This window comes from Microbacterium lemovicicum (assembly GCF_003991875.1).
Classification (GTDB): domain Bacteria; phylum Actinomycetota; class Actinomycetes; order Actinomycetales; family Microbacteriaceae; genus Microbacterium; species Microbacterium lemovicicum.
Genome location: NZ_CP031423.1, coordinates 2,275,969 through 2,295,337, shown reverse-complemented (window position 1 = coordinate 2,295,337; position 19,369 = coordinate 2,275,969). Strand labels below are relative to the sequence as shown.

Below are 19,369 nucleotides of genomic sequence, written 5' to 3'. Positions count from 1 at the left end.
AATCGAAGACGATGTCTTCCGAATCAACTGACGCCCAAAGCTTCTTCCGGGTCGAGGCGAACGAGAGCGGCCGGTGGAGCTTCATCGACCCGAACGGCGAGCCGTTCATCTCGTTGGCCATCAACCATCTCGATGACAGCGACCTGCGCTACCCGCACAACGTCGAAGTATTCGACCGGAAATACGCCAGCCGGAAGGCCTGGACCAAGGGCGTCGTCCGCGACCTCCAGGACCTGAACTTCAACACGATCGGCTGGACCTCCCAGTACATCAGCGGCGGCTGGGGCGAAGCCCTCGACTGGTTCGGTGACCCCGTCGACCTCGGTCACTCCTCCCCGTGGCCCGACGATCACCTCCTGAGCGCCGGGATGCCCTACGTCGTGCAGATCCGCGTGCAGGAGATCGAGGACTGGAACGGCCATCCGGCATTCCGGGATGTCTACGGCGAAGACTTCCAGAAGTACGCCGACTGGATCGCCCGCCGGATGGTGTCCGACCACAAGGACAGCACGAACCTGATCGGCTACTTCCTGGTCGACATTCCCTCGTGGCTGCCGCACGCGTCGGGTCGCTTCTGGCCCGGTTTCGAAGGGCTCACCCCGGAGGAGCACGACAAGAAGTTGTTCGACGTGGCGACTCAGTACTACAAGACGGTCACAGAGGCGATCCGCCGCTACGACCCGAACCACCTGATCCTGGGGGACCGTTACAACGGCAACAAGGGGATTCCCGAGGCCGCGCTGCGGGCGATGACCCCCTACGTCGACGTGCTCTCCGTCCAGTACTTCACAGGCAAGACCGACGACGAGTACACCACGATGATCGAGGATCTGCGTGGCTGGCACGAGCTGACCGGCAAGCCGGTGGTCATCGCCGACATCGGCAACTGGGTGCCCACACAGATGAATCCGCATCGCACTAGCGATATGGAGACACAGGCCGAACGCGGTGGGGATTATGCGAACGGTCTGGCGAAGGTCGTCGCGGAGCCGTGGATCATTGGCTGGCACTGGTGCGGCTACATCGAGAACCTCGGGCGCGGATGGGGCATCAAGGACCCGAACGACGAGTTCTACTCCGAAATGACCGATCAGGTGCGCGATGCCAACGCGGCAGCGCAATCAGCGATCGCCGGCTCCGCAGAAGGGAACAAGTCGTGAAGAAGGTCAACGTCGGCCTTATCGGGGGCGGGTTCATGGGCAAAGCGCACTCCCTGGCGTACGCGGGCGTGCCGATGTTCTTCTGGCCCGCCGATGTAATGCCGGTCAAGCACACGATCGCCGAGGCGACGCCCGAACTCGCGGCCGACGCCGCCACCCGCTTCGGCTTCGCCGGTTCCACCAGCGACTGGCGGTCCATTATCGATGACCCGGACATCGACGTCGTCGACATCGCCACCCCGAACAACCTGCACGCCGAGATGGCGATCGCGGCTCTTCGGGCCGGCAAGCACGTCATCTGCGAGAAGCCGCTCGCCCACACGCTGGAGGACGCCGAGCGCATGCACCGCGTCGCGCTCGAATCGCAGACAGTGAACATGGTCGCCTTCAACTACCGCAGGACCCCAGCTGTCGCACTGGCGAAGAAGTACATCGAGGAGGGGGCGATCGGAGACATTCTCAATTTCCGCGGCACCTACCTCCAGGACTGGTCAGCCGACCCGAACTCCCCGCTCTCCTGGCGATTCACGAAGGCCGTGGCAGGGTCCGGGGCAGTCGGTGACATTCTCAGTCACGTCATCGATCTTGCCCATTACCTGGTCGGCGATATCGCCGAGGTCACTTCTCTGACGAAGACCTACATCAAGGACCGGCCCGTTCAGTCGAGTGGGTCGGACTCGCTCGGCAACGCCAAGGTCGATTCCGGACCGCGCGCGTCGGTGGATGTCGATGACGAGGTGATGACGCTCGTGAAGTTCAGGGGTGGCGCGGTCGGATCTCTCGAGGCCACGCGAAACGCGTGGGGCCGAAACAACTTCATCACCCTGGAGATCCACGGCACAGAAGGCTCGATCGCCTTCAACTACGAGAATCGGGACGAGCTGCAAGTCTGCTTCCGCTCCGATGAAGGCGATCGACGTGGCTTCCGCACGGTTTACACCGGGCCGAACCACCCGAACGGCCACGCGCTCTGGCCCATCCCGGCACTGGGAATCGGTTACGGCGAGACCAAGATCATCGAGGCGAATGACTTCTTCACGGCGATCGCCACGGGCGGCGAGGTGCGACCGAACTTCGCCGATGGGTATCAGGTGGCGCTCGTGGAGCATGCCATCCTAGAGTCCGCAGAAAGCGGCGCCTGGACGAGCGTTCCCGAGGTCGACCGATCGAGGGCCACTCGGATGACCGCAGGCTGACCACAACGTCATCAGCTCCGCTCCCGCATGGCCACTGTCATGCGGGAGCGGAGTGAAGTGCCACGAGAGCAAGGCGGGCATGCAAAACCCATCCGGAAACACCGCGCAGGCGGCGACCCCCTCGCCATCGTCGCGACCACGGAAAGTGAACATCAACGACGTCGCGTCCGCCGCCGGCGTCTCCTACCAGACCGTCTCGCGCGTGTTGAACGACGCCCCGGATGTTAACGCTAAGACACGGGCGCGCATCCAACAGCTCATCAAAGACCTGGGCTACCGTCGCAGCCGGACGGCCACCGCCCTCTCCACCAACAAATCCACCGCCATCGGCATCCTTGCCGACCGCTCCGCGCGCTTCGGTCCCGTCGGCACGCTGATCGCTCTCGAAGAGGTTGCTCGCCAAAAGGGCTACTTCACGACTGTCATCACCGTCGAGCAACCGTATGAGGAGTCCGTCGCGAAGGCGCTCGAGAGCCTCGACGACATCGAGGTCGACGGCATTATCGTCATCGCGCCGGTCCTGAGCATGGCCGATGCGGTGCGTGGTGCCACGATCCTCGTGCCGGTCGAGATGATTGCCGCGGGAGTCTCGTCAACGCCGAGTCTGTTCACCTACTCGGAGAACCAGGAGCTCGGCGCCCGTCTGGCCACACAACATCTCATCGACCTCGGCCACACAGACATCGCGCACCTGGCTGGGTCCATGGAGTGGTTCGACGGCCGTGTACGCCGACGCGGCTGGGAAGGGGCATTGCGGGATGCCGGACTTGAGCCGGGCCTATGCCTCGAGGGCGACTGGACCCCGAAATGGGCGTACGAGACGGGCCTGCGCATGGCGCGCGATGGAACGGTGCCGCAAGCGATCTTCGCCGCCAGCGACCACACGGCATTGGGCCTGATCCGGGCTCTCACCGAGTCGGGCATACGGGTGCCAGAGGACGTGAGCGTCGTCGGATACGACGACATCTTCGGCTCCGACTATTTCCTGCCCCCCTTGACGACGGTGAGACAGGACTTCACAGCGCTAGCTCACGCGAGCATCGAGGTGCTGCTGGGCGCCATTGGCGGGCGCGAGGTGGATCGCGAGCCCATCGCGCCAACGCTTGTGGTTCGTCGGAGCGTGGTGCCAGCTTCTCCTCGACGCGCGATGCGTGAAGGGCGCTAGCGGGAGCTGGGGTGCGGGGGAAAGATGTTCGCTTTTGAGCGCAAGAATAACGGTGGTCTCGTCGCGGAGCGGAGAGCTTCAGGGCTGCACTCAAGCCGAATGCGGAGATCCTTCATCCGCTTTTTATTGCTGTGCGTGGCCATGTTCACGATCTCCGTCATCGCGGTGGGATGCGCGACCTCTGCGCCTCGATCGAGCAGCGCAGAAGTGCCGGAAAAGGAAGCTGCTCGATTCGCGCAGACGGACGCTCAACCGACTGCCGCCGCTCGCGTCACTCCGACGGCCACTCCGACACCGGTCATAACGCAGCGACAGGAGACGGTCACCGAGGCGATCGCCTTCGAGCAGACGTCGGTCGAGGACGGCAACCTTCCTCGCGGCGAGACCGTGGTCTCTGTTGTCGGACAGGCGGGGGAGCGTGCGCTGACGTACACGGTCACACTTGTGGACGGCGTGGAGACCGCTCGCGAGCTGACGTCGGACGTGGTCGCCGTCGCACCCGTCGCGGAGGTTGTGTCGGTCGGCGTGTACGACCCGCCTCCACCGCCTGCGCCGCCTGCACCAACTGCAGAGTGCGATCCGAACTATGCGGACGCGTGCGTGCCGATCGCGAGCGATGTGGATTGCGCAGGGGGCTCGGGTAACGGGCCGGCGTACCTGGACGGCGTCGCCCGCGTGGTCGGGTCCGATATCTACGGCCTCGACAGGGATGGCGACGGGCTCGCGTGCGAGCGTTGAAACGCCCGCATAATCCCAATCGCTTCCGTCAGCCGACCACCCCCACGGAACCACGCTCGATGAACCGCGCAGCCAGCAGCTCCGCCTCCTCGCCCGACGCTCCCGCGAGCAGCCGCACCAGCTTGCGCCCCGCGGCCAGCCCGACGTCGTAGATCGGCTGCGAGACGACCGACAGGGGCGGGGCGACCAGTTCGGTCCAGGGGAAATCGTCGAACATGACGAAGGAGAGGTCGCGGGGGAGTTCGATACCGCGCGAGCGAAGCACCCGCAGCATGTCGAGGGCGATGACGCTGTCGGAAGCCAGGATCGCGGTGGGCGGCTGGGGGAGCGCGAGCAGCTCGTCGATGATCGCCGTCACGGCGGGCATGCCGATCGCGCCGAAACGCACCAGAAGTGTGTCGGGCTCGACATCGGACGCTGTCAGAGCGGCCTGAATGCCGGCGAGGCGATCGGTCACCGATGACACTGCGAGAGGCTGCCCGGGCGCCCACGACTCGTCGGACGCGAGGGCGGTGACGAAGGCGATGCGACGGTGACCTGCGGCGAGCAGGGAGGCCGCGGCATCCTGGGCGGCGACGGCGATGTCGACCCCGACGGAGGGCACATCCAGGCCGTCGACGTGGCGGTCGAGCAGCACCATTGGCCGGCCTGAGGCGTGCACGTCGTGCAGATGATCTGTCTCGAACGACGATGCCGGCGCGACGATCACCCCGTCCACCCGCTTGTCGAGAAGCACCCGCACGGCGTCGATCTCGGCCTCGACGTTCTCCGACGTGTTGATGAGGATGACGTCGTATCCGGCTGCCTTCGCGGCGTCGGAGATGCCCCTCATCGCGAGGCCGAAATAGCCGTTCTCGATGTCGCCGACGATGACGCCGATGGTCTTCGACTTGCCCGTGTTCATGCTGCGGGCGAGCTCGTTCGGGCGGTATTCCAGGCGCTCGGCGGCGGCCATGACGCGGTCGCGCACGGCCTCGCTGACGGCGCCGTAACCGCCCAGCGCGCGCGCCGCTGTCGCCTTGCCGACACCGGCCTCGCGGGCCACGTCGCTCACAGTGACTTCGCGCCTGCGACTCGCCATCTCGCTCATCGAGCTCCATTCCATTCGTCTGAACAGTCTCTTGACACCTTCTCGCATTGCGGGGTAGCTTCCTACCTCAAGCAGGTGAGACCGGTCTCAATCTAATCGGTTGAGACCGGACCCACCACCCCCGAGCACCACTCAATCGAACGGACAGCTGTGAAGAAACGCATCATTCCCATCGCGGCCGCCATGGCAGCGGCAGTGCTCGCCCTCTCCGCCTGCAGCGGCGGTGCAGGAGCATCGTCCTCCGCCGGCGGCGAGGACAACCCCTACGGCCTCATCACGCCCGGCCAGATCCGCGTCGCCAGCGTCGGTGACATCAAGCCCTACGCGTTCACCGACGCGAGCGGCGAGTTCAGCGGCTTCGACATCGAGCTGTTCAAGGACGTCGCAGCCCGCGAGGGCATCGACGACGTCGTGTTCACGGGCCAGGACTTCTCCGGTCTCCTCGCCGCCGTGGCCAACGGGCAGTACGACGTGGGCGTCGCCGCGATCGGCATCACCGACGACCGCAAGACGACCGTCGACTTCAGCGAGGGCTACCTCGCCGGCTACCTCACGATCCTCAGCACGCCCGACAGCGACGTGAAGTCGAGCGACGACCTGGCCGGCAAGCGCCTGGGCGTCGTGCAGGGCACGCTGCAGGAGACCTACGCGGTCAACAACTTCCCGGGTGCAGACCTCGTGCGCTTCCCCGACAACAACGCCGCGATCGCCGCGCTGAACAACGGCACGATCGCCGCGCACTTCCTCGACTACGAGTCGACCCGCGAGTACATCGAGCAGTACGGGCTCGTCTCGGTCGAGGACATCCCGTCGTTCGACGCGCCGGCGGGTTTCGCCGTCGCCAAGGGCAACGACGCGCTCCGCGAGGCGCTCAACGAGGGTCTCGCCGCCGCCATGGAAGACGGCACCTGGAAGGAGCTCTACCAGAAGTGGTTCCCGGGCTCGCCGATGCCCGACCAGTACCTGCCCTCCAGCGAGCGCACCGCGTCGCCGACCCCGTCGTCCTGACACCGTCCGGGTGAGGGCGCTGTCGCCGCGGCATCCGCCCTCACCCACCCACTGACCCGAGAGGCGACCCATGGACTGGCTCGACCAACTCAAGAACACCTTCCTGAACTTCGACGCGATGGTGGCGGTGTTCCCGCAGCTGCTGGGCACCGGCCTCGTCAACACCCTCGTGATCTCCGCCGCCGCCACCGTGATCGGCATCGTGCTCGGCATGATCGTCGCGGTGATGGGGATCTCCCCGTCGCGATGGCTGCGGACACCCGCTCGGGTGTACACCGACATCTTCCGCGGGCTTCCGGCGATCCTCACGATCCTGCTCATCGGGCAGGGATTCGCCCGGCTGAGCCAGGACATCTTCGGACCGTCGCCCTACCCGCTCGGCATCCTCGCGCTGAGCCTGATCGCCTCGGCGTACATCGGCGAGATCTTCCGCGCCGGCATCCAGAGCGTCGACCGTGGACAGCTCGAGGCCTGCCGCGCTCTCGGGCTCAGCTATGGCAAGGCCATGCGCCTCGTCGTCATCCCGCAGGGCATCCGCCGGGTTCTGCCGGCGCTGGTGAACCAGTTCATCGCCATCGTGAAGGACTCGAGCCTCGTCTACTTCCTCGGTCTGCTCGTCAGCGAGCGTGAACTGTTCCGCGTCGGACAGGACGCCGCGGTGCTCACCGGCAACCTCTCGCCGCTCGTGCTGGCCGGCCTCTTCTACCTCGTGATCACCGTCCCGCTCACGCACCTCGTGAACTACTTCGACGACCGGTTCCGCACCGGACGCCGCAAGGCTACGCCGCCCAAGAGCGGCCTCGACGAGGTCGACGAAGTCACCCCCATCCCCGTCACCCTCGGGAGCAACACATGACCTACACCTCACCCATGCCCGTCGTCGACGGCCGCATCTACGAGGGCTCCAGCCTCGAGCTGAAAGACCTCACCATGGCTTACGGGCCCGTCGACGTGCTGCGCGGCGTCAGCCTCACGGTCGCCCCCGGCACAACGACCTGCGTGATCGGACCCTCGGGTTCCGGCAAGTCGACCATGCTGCGCGGCATCAACCGCCTGCACGAGCCCAAGAGCGGCGACGTGCTCATCCACGGCGAGAGCGCGCTGCAGGTGAAGCCCGATGTGCTGCGCTCGCGCATCGGACTGGTCTTCCAGCACTTCAACCTCTTTCCCGACCACACGGCGCTCGAGAACGTGGCGCTCGCCCTCCGCAACGTGAAGCGCATGTCGAAGGGCGAGTCGCGACGTATCGCGCACCAGCGTCTCGCCGAGGTGGGCCTCGCAGAGCGCACCGATCACCGGCCGCGCGACCTGTCGGGCGGTCAGCAGCAGCGCGTCGCGATCGCCCGCGCGCTCGCGATGGAGCCCGAGGTCATGCTCTTCGACGAGGTGACCAGCGCGCTCGACCCCGAGCTCGTCAAGGGCGTGCTGAACCTGCTCGCGGGCCTCGGCCAGCGCGGGATGACGATGCTCGTCGTCACGCATGAGATGAAGTTCGCGCGTCGCGCCGCCGACCAGGTCGTGTTCATGGACGAGGGGAAGATCGTCGAGGTCGGCACGCCGGAGCAGATCTTCGACGCCCCCAAGAGCGAGCGTCTGCAGCGCTTCCTGTCGGAGGTGCTGTGAGCGTCATCCGCACAGGGCTCATCGGCTTCGGCTCCTCGGGACGCGTCTTCCACGCCCCGTTCCTCGCCGCCGATCCGGCGTACTCCCTCGACGTGATCGTGACGGCGGATGCCGAGCGCTCCGGTGAGGCGAGGGCTCTGTATCCGGATGCTGCGACCGTGGCATCCGTCGATGATCTCTTCACCCGCGACCTCGATCTGGTGGTGATCGGATCTCCGCCCGCCACCCACCACGAGCTGGCGACCCGCGCGATCGAAGCCGGAATCGCCGTGGTCGTCGACAAGCCCTTCGCGCCGACGGTGGCTGAGGCCCGCGACCTCATCGACCGCGCGGCCGCGGCCGGCGTTCCGCTGACGGAGTTCCAGAACCGGCGGTGGGACGGCGACTTCCTCACCCTGCGCGGTCTCCTGGCCGACGGTGCGCTCGGCGACGTGCGCCGTTTCGAGTCGCGCTTCGAGTGGTTCAAGCCCGTCGAAGCGAAGGCGTGGAAGAACGAGGGCCCGGGCAGCGGCATGCTGTTCGACCTCGGCACGCACCTCATCGACCAGGCGCTGCAGCTGTTCGGGCCGGTAGAGAGCCACTACGCCGAGCTGGACGTGCGACGCGACGGCGGCGGGAGCGAAGACGACGTCTTCGTCGCGCTGCGCCACACCTCGGGCGTCACCTCGCACCTGTGGATGAACGCGCTCGCTCCGCTGAACGGTCCGCGCTTCCACGTGCTCGGCTCGTCCGCGGGATGGACCAGTTACGGTCTCGACCCACAGGAGGCTGCCCTCAAGGGCGGCGCCTCTCCGCGCGACGCGGGGTTCGGCGGGGGAGCGCGCCCCGGCATCCTCGGCACGACGGGCGAGACCCGCGACATCCCGCTGCTTCCCGGCGACTACGCCGCCTTCTACCGGCAGCTGGCTGACACCCTGCGCGGCGACGGCGAGCTGCCCGTCGACCCGAACGATGCGCTGGCCGTGCTCGAGCTCATCGAGCGCCTCCGCGCCCACTGACCCGTTTCGTCCCAGAGAAAGCACAGCCATGCCTGAAACACCCTCATCCGCACCGGCCGTCGTCGTCATCGGCGCGGGCGTGCTCGGCGTCTCCACCGCCACCCGCCTCGCCCAGGGCGGCGCCCGGGTCACGCTCGTCACCGAGTCGACCGTCTCCTCGGGCGCCAGCGGACGCTCGCTGTCGTGGCTCAACTCGGCAGGTTTCCGCAGCCCCGCCTACCACGCGCTGCGCGTCGCCGGTATCGACCGCTACCGCACGCTGCTGGCCCGCACTCCCGAAGCGGCGCGCTTCCTGCGCTTCGACGGCGGTCTCACCTGGGCGAAGCCGGGCAAATCGCACCTGGAGCGGCTCGCCTACGAGCATGGCCTTGGCTACGACAGTGTCTGGCTCGCTCCCGACGAGATCACGGCATGGACACCGGGCGTCGACCCCTCGTCGGTGCACGAGGAAGGTGCCATCTTCAACCCGGGCGAGGGCTGGGTCGATCTGCCGCTCCTCGTCGCGGAGCTGCTGACGGCGTTCGCCGCCGCCGGCGGCACCCTGGTCGAGAACGCCGGGCACACCTCGGTGGAGGTCGACGGCGGTCGTGCCGTCGGTGCCCGCACCGAGGGCGGCGACCTGCTTCCCGCCGACCGCGTGGTGCTGGCCACCGGGCCGTGGGTGCCGCGCGACCTCGCGGGCCTCGGCATCGAGCTGCCCGAGCAGACGCCGATCTCGGTGCTCGTGAGCACCAAGCCCATCGAGGTCGAGCTCAAGGCTGTGCTGAACACGCCGCGCGTGGCGATCCGCCCCACACCGTTCGGCACGCTGGTACTCGACTCCGGCTGGTCGGAGCGCGAGGTCGTCCGGCACGACGACGGCACCTGGGAGGTACGCGACGAGACCGTCGCGCAGCTGCTCCGCGAGGCGTCCGCCGTGCTGGCCGGCAACCCGGAGCTCGAACTCGACACCGTGGGCGCCGGTCCCAAGCCCATCCCGGGCGACGGCGAACCGGTCATCGGCGCCGTGCGCGACATCACCGGACTGCACGTCATCTTCACCCACAGCGGGGCCACGCTCGGCCTCATCACCGGCGAGCTCGTCGCCCGCGAGATCCTCACGGGAACGCCCAGCCCGCTGCTGGCCGACTTCAACGCCGCACGCTTCGCTCCGGTGCCCGCGTGAGGCCGCTGCCCCTCGCCGACCCGCGCATCGTCGCCGTCGGCGACAACGTCGTGGACTGCTACACCGCCGACGGCGTGATGTATCCGGGCGGCAACTGCGTCAACGTCTCGGTCTACGCGGCGCGCGAGGGCGTCGAGACCTCCTACATCGGAGCCGTGGCGGAGGATGCCGCGGGCGACCTGCTGCGGTCGGCCCTGCGTGCGGAGAACGTCGACACCACCCGGCTCCGCATCGAGGACGGCTCGACGGCGTACTGCCGCATCGGACTCATCGACGGCGACCGCGTCTTCCTGAACTCGGGGAAGGGCGTCTCCCTGTTCACCCCATCGGAGGCCGACCTCGACGTCATCGCCGGGTACGACGCCCTGCACGTCGGCGACTCGAGCTTCCTCGATGCGCACGTGCCCGACTTCGCGCGGCGCACGAGGGTGTCGTACGACTTCTCGATCCGCACGCAGCCCGAGTTCTGGCATCCGCTCGTCTCGCACTGCTTCCTCGCCACCTTCTCGGGCGGCGACCTCGACGAGGCGCAGGTCGACGACCTCATCGCCGGCGCGCTCGCCGGCGGAGCGAGGTGGGTGCTCGTGACCCGAGGCTCGCGCGGTGCGGTGCTGACCGACGGTGCGCAGCGCGCGTCGAGCACACCGGTGCCCACGCAGGTCGTCGACACGCTCGGCGCAGGGGACACCCTCACCGCCCGCGCGCTCATCGGACTGCTGCGCGGGGAGGATCTCGGCACACTCATGGCCGCAGCATCCGCCTCCGCAGCCGTCACCTGCACGCAGTTCGGCGCCTTCGGCTACGGCGCGCCGATCGACATCACAGAGACCTCGCCGAGAACCGATGACCTACTCACAGAAGGAGAACTCCGTTGACTGACGGCACTTACCTCGGCCCCGGACCCGTTGCCGAGATCCCCGGCGACATCGTCCCCTCGATGCGCCACGCCCTCGACCAGTGGGAGTCGATCGCCGACCACATCGACGCGCAGCCCTCGATCGACCGCGTGTTCCTTGTCGGTGCCGGCGGCTCGTTGTTCGGTGTGCAGGCGGCTCAGTTCGTGCTCGACACCTCCGCGCAGACGCCGGCCGTGTCGTTCAACTCCGACGAGTTCTTCTACCGCGCACCGGCGTCGGTGAAGCCAGGCGCGCTCGTGATCGTGCTGTCGGGCACGGGGGAGACCCCCGAGACCGTCCAGGCCGGCAGGTGGGCGCAGGATCAGGGTGCGTCGGTCGTCGGCGTGACGCTCAAAGCCGAGGGCCCGCTCGCGCAGGCGCTCGACACCGCCTTCGTCGCGCAGACCGGTCAGGGCACGCAGCTGCTGCTGCAGCTGCTCGCGCTCGCGGTGGTGCGTCGCGAGGACACCGATGTGTCGGCACGCCTGGCGGCGCTGCGCGCACTTCCCGAGGCGCTGCTCGCCGACGTGACGGCATTCGAGCCCCGCGCGGCCGAGCTGGCGCAGGAGATGAAGGATGCTGCGGTCACCCCGCTGCTGACGTCAGGGTCGCTCACCGGCCCCGCACAGACCTTCACGAGCTGCTATCTCGAGGAGATGCAGTGGATGCACGCCGTGACGATCAACGCGGACGAGTTCTTCCAGGGCCCGTTCGAGGTCTTCGACAAGGAGACGAAGTCGATCGTCTTTCTGCCGGAGGACGTCACGCGGCCGATGGGTGAGCGCGCTCTCGCGTTCCTCGAGGGCTACAGCGGCCCGACCTTCGTGATCGACTCGCGCGACTTCGCCCTCGACGGCATCGCCGCTGAGCAGCGGGCCTATGTGGCGCCTCTCGTGTACGCCACGCTCGTCTCGCGGCTGGCCGCGCACTGGGCTGCGGCCCGCGGCTACGCGCTCGAGGGGCGTCGCTACATGTGGCAGTTCGCGTACTGAGGTGACGTCGCGCTGCCCGGAGCGCCGCTCGCGCGGGGTTCCGGGCAGTGCGCTGAATCGCTTCTTGCGATGAACAACTCACGCAAGCGTGGCACGGCAGCACGAGTCGATCCCGTTTTGCTCGCTGACTTGCGTCCAACCGCCCCCTCCAACGAGGGAACCTCGTGAACACCACAACCCTCGAAACGTCCTCGTCTCTCTTCGTGCTCGCTCCTCGCGAGGTGCCGGCGCACGCGGTCACCTGTGAGCGGGATGTCTCATGATCGCGACGTAGACGCCCGCTCATCATTGGAACGGCTGGAAGAAGTCGAATCCCAAGATCTTCCGGCGATGGCCGCGGTCAGTATGGTGGCGTCGTGACCTTCGTCCGCACGCTTGACCTGGCTGATGTCGATATTTACGCTAACGCGCTCCAGGTGGCGGCCGAAGCAATCGTGCAGGGTGACGTCCGAGAGGCGCGACGAGGAATTCAACCGATTGCCTTCCAGCGCTGGGAGGGGCGCCTTCGGTTGACGCCGAAGACAAGTTCCACTCCCGCTGTGGAAGAGCGCCTAGCTCGCGACGTTTCCAACCGCATGCGGGCACAGGTTTTTTTGCGGGATCACATGACCTGCACACACTGCGGTGGTCGGTGTGTACCGCGGAATGTCCTCGTTGCCTTCAGTGACCTCTTTCCGGAGGAGCTTCCGTACCACCCGAACTATCGGCACGGTGAGATTCACCCGATGTATTGGGCACTTGCGCCCGAGGCTGACCATACGGTTGCGTACGCCCGCGGCGGGTCGAGCGACATCGCGAATCTTACGACCCTCCACACCATGTGCAATGCGAAGAAGGGAGACGCGCTCGTCAGTGATCTTCCGCACGTGGAGCTCCCGGCCCGTGTTCACGGGTGGGATGGCCTGGTCTCTGCCTATCCAAGCGTGGTCGCGATGGGCGACTCACAGGGACGCCGACACTCAGCCGCTGAATATCACGCCCGCTGGCTGCGCTACTTCTCGCAGGCAATGTCCTGACGTGCGATGACACAGCTGGGGGAGCCTGACTTGATGTGCGGCGTTGATCGGCGGGAGCGGGCTAAGACTTAAAGCCGGCTACTTACGGGATGGCGCCTGCCTTCATCGTTTCTCTCGGATTCGTGAATCCAGGAGGGCGTAGCTTCACTAGATTGAGAATAGGCGGACCTTCGTGGCGGCGCCGCGGGAAGGTTGTCGACGTGACGCTGGTGTCAAAGAGGACCGGTAGAAGGCTCGCTATCTGGGCGCTGGCAATCGGACTCGTTGCATTTCTTATCGGATTGTTCCCGTTTGTGGGCATTGCGGCGGGCTTGACTGCTATCGCCTTGGGCGTGATTGCTCTTGTCAAACGGCAGACGCGGTGGATGGCTATCGTCGCCATCGTGCTCGGTGCTCTTGCAGGTATCACGTCAACGGTCACCACCAGCAACATCGATGCGATCATGGCGGCTGGACAGAAGGCTCGATCGGCCGTGGTCACATCACAACCAACCAGTGCCGTCCAGTCACCGACGCCGGAGACGTCTCCAAGCCCAACTCGCACGCGCGCGGTCCCTACGCCGACGGCGTCGCCACAGCGGGCAGCGCCGCCGACGCCGACCATCAAGCCGACCGTGAAGCCGACTGCGATCTCAACGCCGCCTCCCACTCCGGCGGCACCGGTTACGACAAGGGACTACGACTGCGGCAGTAAACCCACCATTCCGTCCAGACAGTTCCTATGCGATGTCGACTTCGGTGCGAACTGGCCGCTCACTGTGCCGGATGGGCTCGTCTATTGTGAGGTTGCATTCGGAGGGCCACCTTTCCCCATCACGTTTGAGGCGCCCGATGGTATGACTTACGCGGTGAATGGCACGGCGATGGAACTCACCGATCTGCCCAAGATCGACGAGATCTGGGCCGACAATCCGGCCATCAGCGGCTCCAAGATCAGCATTGAGCCGATAATCTCAGCGGGGCTCGCACTATGTCCGAGCTAAACCGTCGCGGTTGAGGGGCTGACCGGGTCGACACCCTTCCGCGTGCTGACCGTGCGCCCGGCGGTGAGGCTGGCCGCAGCATCCGACATTATCCCGTCGGCGAGCGCGGTCCACCGGGTGTACCAGGCCTTTCCGTTGGTATCGCCGATGAGCTTTGGCGGTGATGAACGAATGAGGGCGCCGGCCGGCACGACGAGGCCGGCGCCGCGGCACTGGTCAGTCCGCAGACCTTCGACTGGCTCCACCGATGCTCAGTCGTCGAGATCACGCGCGACCGAGCGGCGCCCGAGGAATAGTTACCCGGCGCTTCACGATCCGCGGTTCCACGGAACCGGTGAGCACCGCCGACAGATCCACCTGCACGACGTGCGTGGGGGGCGTGCCGTACGCGCGGCGGAAGATCATGCCGACCGTGTTGACGAGCACGAGCGTGCCTCCGCCGGCGGAGAGGGTGCGTCCGTCGGAGCCGTCGAGCTGCGTCCACGCGGTGCCCGAGAACTCGTAGATCGACCCCGCCGTATTCGTGAGGAACGTGTGGCCGTCGGCGCTGGAGGCGATGTCGCGCCCGTCGCTGCCCGCGGTGCGGTCCCAGGAGCCGCCGTTCCACCGGTAGATCTTGCCGACCGTGTTCACCAGCCACACGTCGCGGCCGGCGCTGATCCGCACGCCGTCAGAGCCGGGCATCTGCCGCCACTTCGAGGCACCGGGCGCCATCGCGTAGATCTTGCCGACGGTGTTGACGAGCCAGGCCGTCCCGTCGTTCGCGACGGCGACATCCCTGCCGCTGCTGCCCGGCAGCTGATGCCAGGCCCCCGCGGTGAACTCGTAGATCTTGCCGACGGTGTTCACGAGCAGCACGCGTCCTGCGCCGACGGCGATCGACACGCCGTCAGATCCGGGCATCTGCTGCCAGCGGTCGCCCGCATACCGGTAGATGACACCGCCGGTGTTGACGAGCCACACCGCGTGCGGGTCGGTGCCGTCGTCGCCCACCGCCACGTCCGCTCCGGACGACCCGATCATAAGCTTCCACGTGTCGCTGTGGAACGTGTGCGCGACGAGCTCCGCCTCCGTCGATCCCGGACGGTTCACGGACGCTTCGACGATGGCGCCCTGCTCTTCTAGGCCGTAGTCGCCGAAGTTCTTACCGTCCACGAGCGTGTACGCGTACGAAGCGGCATCATTGCCGAGAACGTGATCGGTGAGCGCATGCCATCCGTACCACGCCTTGGGGAAGTGATGCAGCTGCCAGACGTGGGTCAGTTCGTGCGCGAACTTCGCCTTCCGGCTCAGAGGCTGCGCGAACATGTCTCCGAGGTACATCTTGTACGGGTCGCCGAACACCGTCGGCCGCACGAACTGGCGACCGTCGAGGCCGGTGCCGTCGCACAGCTCGATGTCATCGCGAACCGGGAAGTCGCGCTCGAAGATGGTGAGCGCGAACTGATACTCCTCGGGTGTCATGGTTCGACTGGACATGACTGCCTCCTTCGGCGGTCGACAGAGCACAGCTCCTTCGAAGTCCGTGCTCGGGCGCACGATGCGCTCACTGGGAAGAGGGAGCGAGGGGGGCGGTGATACGTCCCGTGCAGAGGCGCATGCAGGGGGATGCCTTCAGCGGCCCGTGACAGGTCAGGACCCGATGAGGAACTCGCCCACCGATGTGTGATGCAGCCAGTCCGTGCCGATCGCTCGGGCGAAGACGTCGGAGTCGCCCCCACCGATCGGGCAGCTGCCGAGTCCCATCGCGGTGGCGACGAGCTGCATCGCCATGAACATCACGCCGACGTCCTTGAGGATGGATGCATAGGCGATCGCCTCGTACTTCCAGGACAGTCTCGTGAAATCGGCGGCCAGAACCAGAAGGAGCGACGGGGTCGAGCTCAAGCCGGTGGCGGCGGCGGCATCGCGCAGAAGACGATCCAGGTCGGGACCGGCGGGACAGACGAGATCCAGGCCGTGCCCGATGCCGTCGTAGCGGTAGATTCCGCGCTGCAGCGGGGGGCAGTCGCCCACGACGACATATGTCGTCAGCTCGTACATGCCGCCTGCGGAGGGATGTGGGCGGTCGAGCTTGTCGTAGGCGGCTGGATGGTCGCCTCCGGGGACGACCGCCCGGATGCGGGAGGTGCGATACAGAAGCTCACCGAGACGGTCGGCGTCAATCGGCTCCAGATCGCTCCGTGATCTGCGTGTCTCCATGAGGTGCGCCAGCGCGCCGTCCGGTCCCTGCAGCCCGCCCAGGTCGGGTCTGCGGAAGGCGATCGCCGGTGATCCGAGGTTCGGGTCGTGCGCGGGAGGGGAGGGCCTGATGCCCGCGAACCGGAAGGTGGCTCCGCGCCGGCCATCCGAGCGCTGCGTGCGGCTGCGCTCGTGGAGCAGCATGTCGTGCAGCTCCCACTGCGAGATCACGGGGTCGGCGTCCTCCGCGGCGGCACCCACCTCGATCAGCAGACCGCACGCCACGAGCAGTGGGATCAGCCTGCGTACGGCGGACGCCGCCTCGGGCGGCGCGGAAGCCACCGCGGCCTCGATCGAAAACGCCGCAGCGAACCCGCTGACGACGCGCGCAGCGGCGGGGGAGAGGTCGGCGCGGATTCTGCTCGTCGGCGACTCGAGCGCCGCTCCCTCCGTGCCGCGATGCAGAAATGCGAACCTCGAGAGGATCAGGGAACCGTATCGGGCATCGGCCCGTGGCTCGAGCGGCCCGGCATGGGGGCGCTGAGCGACGAACTCTGCGAATGTCGCACCATCCGGTCCGATCAGCACGGACGACAGCACGCCGTGGTCGATCGCATGCTGCGACCACGTCATCCACCGGGCAAGGCCCACGGCCCCGCCTCGGAGAGCGAGCTCGTCCAGGTCGGACGCGGCGGCAGGGCCCTGCCGCAGGCGATCGAAGGCGACGCGCTCGGGAGTGCCGGCCAGAGGCTCCACCGACTCCGCGGGAACCCGCAGACGGCGAACGAGGGTGTCGCTCACAGGAAGAAGGGGATCGGGTTGAGGTCACCCTCGTCGACCGCCTGGCCGAGCCAGCCGAGGGCGACGGGAACGTCGTAGAGCCGACCGGGCGCGTATCTCGACCAGAACGGTCGCAGGCCAGGCACGACCACCCTCACAACAGACAGGCCGATGTCCGGGCGCGTCTGATCGATCACGTACACCGCCATGCCGGCGCGTTCGACGGCCGTTCGACAGGTGAGCACATCGTCGGCGAGGTCGCCGCCCGTGGAGCTCGGGTGATCGAAGGCACTCCACACGGGTGCATCCGGATCCGGCACCAGGTAAGGCTGACTGGCGAGGGTGGCGTCGTTCAACCACGTCCGAAGCTCGCGGTCCAGTCCCTGCTCTCCGTCACCGAGTCGTTCATCGACGGGCGACATCTGGTTGACCTCCGACAGCGCGCGCAGAAGGGCGATGCGAGGGTCGAGATGGGCGCCAAACCCGAGCAGGATCGCCTCCACGTCATGCCCTTCGCGCCGAGACAAGGCCACGAAGACCGGGATGCCGAGGTCGGTGGTCAGATCGAGCGCCCAGATCTCCCGGCCGCGAGCGCGGTAGGACGCCACCATGTCGTCTATCCACGGGTCGCCGAAGGACGCGAGATCCACGCCCGGCCTGTTCAGGCGGTTGTACCACCAGATGGCGACGGCATCTCGCTCGACGAGCTCGTAGAACCCCTGCAGAACCGCCTCCGTGACCGTGTTGCCGGCCGCGCACCCGTTGGAATCCGACATGAGACCGATGGATGCCGCGTCCCGGCGGCCCATGTAGAGGTAGTCCGTCGGGAGCAAGAACTCGCGGTCGTGGGTCAACGACCAGATCGGCGTCCACTCGAGGGTGGCGTCGGGGTCGAACGGAGCGGGGACGCGGTTGAACCAGGAGTCCGGAGACCCGTGCGCTTCGGCATCCGCGAACTGACGCTCGCTGAAGAGCATCGCGTCGTTCGGGTGGATCGCTCGACCGTGCAGGGAGTTCAAGGATCCGCACACGACGAGTTCATCTCCGTGCCGCGACGCGGAGTATCGCTCGAGGGCCTCCGCAAGCGCCCCCACGCGCGCCTGCTCGGCGGTCGTCCCCTTGCCGGCTGTCACCGACCGCACCGTCACATCGAGGTCCAAGAGGTCTTCGGGCGCCAGGGCGACATTGATGCCCGAGTACCAGACGTGGACGCCGGGAAAAGGTACGGGCTGTTTCTCGAGGAGGGAAACGGCCCCGGTGATCGCGCTCACGTGGTGACGGAGGCGGCGGAAGGTCTCGTCGGCATCGAGCGTGCGCGTACCGCCGTCGTCTCCTTCTCGCGGACGTTCGGCGTCCAGCCGGATCTGCTGCATCGCTCGCGGAGACGGATCACCGCACTCCGGGCACTGCGGCCGTCGGACGACGATGTGCTCGGTGCTCGACCAGTCGGCCAGGTTCATCTCGAGCAGCACGGCCGCGCCGGCCGGCACGTCGTGAGCCAGGCTTGGGACGATGCCCCGCGCCGCTTTGGCGGCTTCCAACGCGGCCATCCGCCCGACGAGGGCGCTGACGGACGGTGCCGAGAGCGGGGGCATCAGCACAGGATCGCCGTCAGCACCCAGAACAGCGTGCAGGCGGCGGTGCATACGACGACGGTTCATGAGGCATTCCCAGCACGCGGTCGCCCCCGGCCGGAACACCGGGCCCAGCCACGGCGTATGCGCGTCGGGCCAGACGAGCATCCAGGGCACGGAGAACTGCAGACAGCGCCGGTTGATCTCGGCGATGGCGGGATCGGTGTAGTCCCCCGCCACCACGATCAGCAGGTCTGGCGCCTCTGCGGCCAGGTCGGGCGGTCCGGACACGGTGCGCACGATGCAGCCAGAGGCCTCCAGTCCATCGGCGAGTCCGGCGATGACATCGGTCGAGACACCCCCGGTCTCAGAGACGGTAATCGTCGGCGTGGGCATCGGATCGTCACCGGGGCGCTGGACGCCCAGCTCCGACCACAGTGCGCGGCACCCGGCGTCGGGGGCAGGCTCGGCGGGGACCAGGATGCCGCGGCGCCGCAGCTGTTCGATCGCATAGTAGGTCTCTGCCGCGGAGACCCGACCGCCGATCGCGGCGGCGATCTCGTCGGACGAGCGACCTTCGGCGATGTCCAGAATTGCCCGGAACGTCTTCCCTCGCAGAATGATCTCGCGTTCGCCCCTCAGCGCCACCACGCCGGTTTCGCCCAGCGGATGCACCGAGATGCGCGGATCGACGGCCCATCGGGTGACGGTGGTCGATCCGTCGACCGCGGTGCGGGGACTGATCGGGGTGTCTGCGGCGATCATGGATGCGCCTTCCTCTCGGAGTCTGCGTCGGGAAGGCAG

17 protein-coding genes are annotated in these 19,369 nt (G+C 67.2%); 13 read left to right on the top strand and 4 right to left on the bottom strand.

The features are described from left to right. Positions 1-11 precede the first annotated feature (11 nt). The 4 genes from CVS47_RS10775 to CVS47_RS10760 all read left to right on the top strand — a co-directional run bounded on the left by CVS47_RS10775 (position 12) and on the right by CVS47_RS10760 (position 4,259). On the top strand, positions 12-1,160 hold the full coding sequence (locus tag CVS47_RS10775) for a glycoside hydrolase 5 family protein (RefSeq protein WP_127096081.1): 1,149 nt from the start codon (positions 12-14) through the stop codon (positions 1,158-1,160). Continuing rightward, positions 1,157-2,356: a levoglucosan dehydrogenase gene (locus CVS47_RS10770; protein ID WP_127096080.1), complete on the top strand. Its 1,200-nt coding sequence runs from the start codon at positions 1,157-1,159 to the stop codon at positions 2,354-2,356. The genes CVS47_RS10775 and CVS47_RS10770 overlap by 4 nt, the downstream gene beginning before the upstream one ends. A 79-nt stretch (positions 2,357-2,435) precedes the next feature. Further along, positions 2,436-3,521 carry a LacI family DNA-binding transcriptional regulator gene (locus tag CVS47_RS10765; protein ID WP_127096079.1) on the top strand — a complete coding sequence of 362 codons (1,086 nt, stop codon included), beginning with the start codon at positions 2,436-2,438 and terminating at the stop codon, positions 3,519-3,521. A 141-nt stretch (positions 3,522-3,662) separates the two neighbouring features. Further along, on the top strand, positions 3,663-4,259 hold the full coding sequence (locus CVS47_RS10760) for a G5 domain-containing protein (protein ID WP_127097319.1): 597 nt from the start codon (positions 3,663-3,665) through the stop codon (positions 4,257-4,259). A gap of 28 nt (positions 4,260-4,287) precedes the next feature. Here CVS47_RS10760 and CVS47_RS10755 read toward each other — a convergent pair whose 3' ends face one another. Beyond that, complete coding sequence (locus tag CVS47_RS10755; protein WP_241240117.1) at positions 4,288-5,313, bottom strand: LacI family DNA-binding transcriptional regulator; 1,026 nt, start codon at positions 5,311-5,313, stop codon at positions 4,288-4,290. A gap of 219 nt (positions 5,314-5,532) precedes the next feature. Between CVS47_RS10755 and CVS47_RS10750 the strand changes: the two genes are divergently transcribed. The 9 genes from CVS47_RS10750 (at position 5,533) to CVS47_RS10710 (ending at position 14,030) form a co-directional block, all read left to right on the top strand. Next, positions 5,533-6,357: an ABC transporter substrate-binding protein gene (locus tag CVS47_RS10750; protein ID WP_127096077.1), complete on the top strand. Its 825-nt coding sequence runs from the start codon at positions 5,533-5,535 to the stop codon at positions 6,355-6,357. A 70-nt stretch (positions 6,358-6,427) separates the two neighbouring features. After that, on the top strand, positions 6,428-7,213 hold the full coding sequence (locus CVS47_RS10745; protein ID WP_127096076.1) for an amino acid ABC transporter permease: 786 nt from the start codon (positions 6,428-6,430) through the stop codon (positions 7,211-7,213). Then, positions 7,210-7,980, top strand: coding sequence for an amino acid ABC transporter ATP-binding protein (locus CVS47_RS10740; RefSeq protein WP_127096075.1), 771 nt, complete (start codon positions 7,210-7,212; stop codon positions 7,978-7,980). The genes CVS47_RS10745 and CVS47_RS10740 overlap by 4 nt, the downstream gene beginning before the upstream one ends. Next, positions 7,977-8,978 carry a Gfo/Idh/MocA family protein gene (locus CVS47_RS10735; protein WP_127096074.1) on the top strand — a complete coding sequence of 334 codons (1,002 nt, stop codon included), beginning with the start codon at positions 7,977-7,979 and terminating at the stop codon, positions 8,976-8,978. The genes CVS47_RS10740 and CVS47_RS10735 overlap by 4 nt, the downstream gene beginning before the upstream one ends. A 28-nt stretch (positions 8,979-9,006) precedes the next feature. Next, positions 9,007-10,143 carry an NAD(P)/FAD-dependent oxidoreductase gene (locus CVS47_RS10730; RefSeq protein ID WP_127096073.1) on the top strand — a complete coding sequence of 379 codons (1,137 nt, stop codon included), beginning with the start codon at positions 9,007-9,009 and terminating at the stop codon, positions 10,141-10,143. Then, positions 10,140-11,018, top strand: coding sequence for a PfkB family carbohydrate kinase (locus CVS47_RS10725; RefSeq protein WP_206502603.1), 879 nt, complete (start codon positions 10,140-10,142; stop codon positions 11,016-11,018). Before CVS47_RS10730 ends, CVS47_RS10725 begins: the two co-directional genes overlap by 4 nt. After that, the gene (locus CVS47_RS10720; protein WP_127096072.1) at positions 11,015-12,031 is read left to right on the top strand and encodes an SIS domain-containing protein; all 1,017 of its coding nucleotides are present in this window, start codon (positions 11,015-11,017) and stop codon (positions 12,029-12,031) included. Before CVS47_RS10725 ends, CVS47_RS10720 begins: the two co-directional genes overlap by 4 nt. A 356-nt stretch (positions 12,032-12,387) precedes the next feature. Further along, positions 12,388-13,047, top strand: coding sequence for an HNH endonuclease (locus CVS47_RS10715; protein ID WP_127096071.1), 660 nt, complete (start codon positions 12,388-12,390; stop codon positions 13,045-13,047). Positions 13,048-13,247: 200 nt separating this feature from the next. Continuing rightward, on the top strand, positions 13,248-14,030 hold the full coding sequence (locus CVS47_RS10710) for a DUF2511 domain-containing protein (protein WP_206502602.1): 783 nt from the start codon (positions 13,248-13,250) through the stop codon (positions 14,028-14,030). A gap of 264 nt (positions 14,031-14,294) precedes the next feature. Here CVS47_RS10710 and CVS47_RS10705 read toward each other — a convergent pair whose 3' ends face one another. The 3 genes from CVS47_RS10705 to CVS47_RS10695 all read right to left on the bottom strand — a co-directional run bounded on the left by CVS47_RS10705 (position 14,295) and on the right by CVS47_RS10695 (position 19,330). Then, positions 14,295-15,509 carry a tectonin domain-containing protein gene (locus CVS47_RS10705; RefSeq protein ID WP_127096070.1) on the bottom strand — a complete coding sequence of 405 codons (1,215 nt, stop codon included), beginning with the start codon at positions 15,507-15,509 and terminating at the stop codon, positions 14,295-14,297. Between the two features lie 153 nt (positions 15,510-15,662). Then, the gene (locus CVS47_RS10700) at positions 15,663-17,012 is read right to left on the bottom strand and encodes a SagB family peptide dehydrogenase (RefSeq protein ID WP_127096069.1); all 1,350 of its coding nucleotides are present in this window, start codon (positions 17,010-17,012) and stop codon (positions 15,663-15,665) included. After that, the gene (locus CVS47_RS10695; protein WP_164734636.1) at positions 17,009-19,330 is read right to left on the bottom strand and encodes a TOMM precursor leader peptide-binding protein; all 2,322 of its coding nucleotides are present in this window, start codon (positions 19,328-19,330) and stop codon (positions 17,009-17,011) included. The genes CVS47_RS10700 and CVS47_RS10695 overlap by 4 nt, the downstream gene beginning before the upstream one ends. Positions 19,331-19,369: the final 39 nt, after the last annotated feature.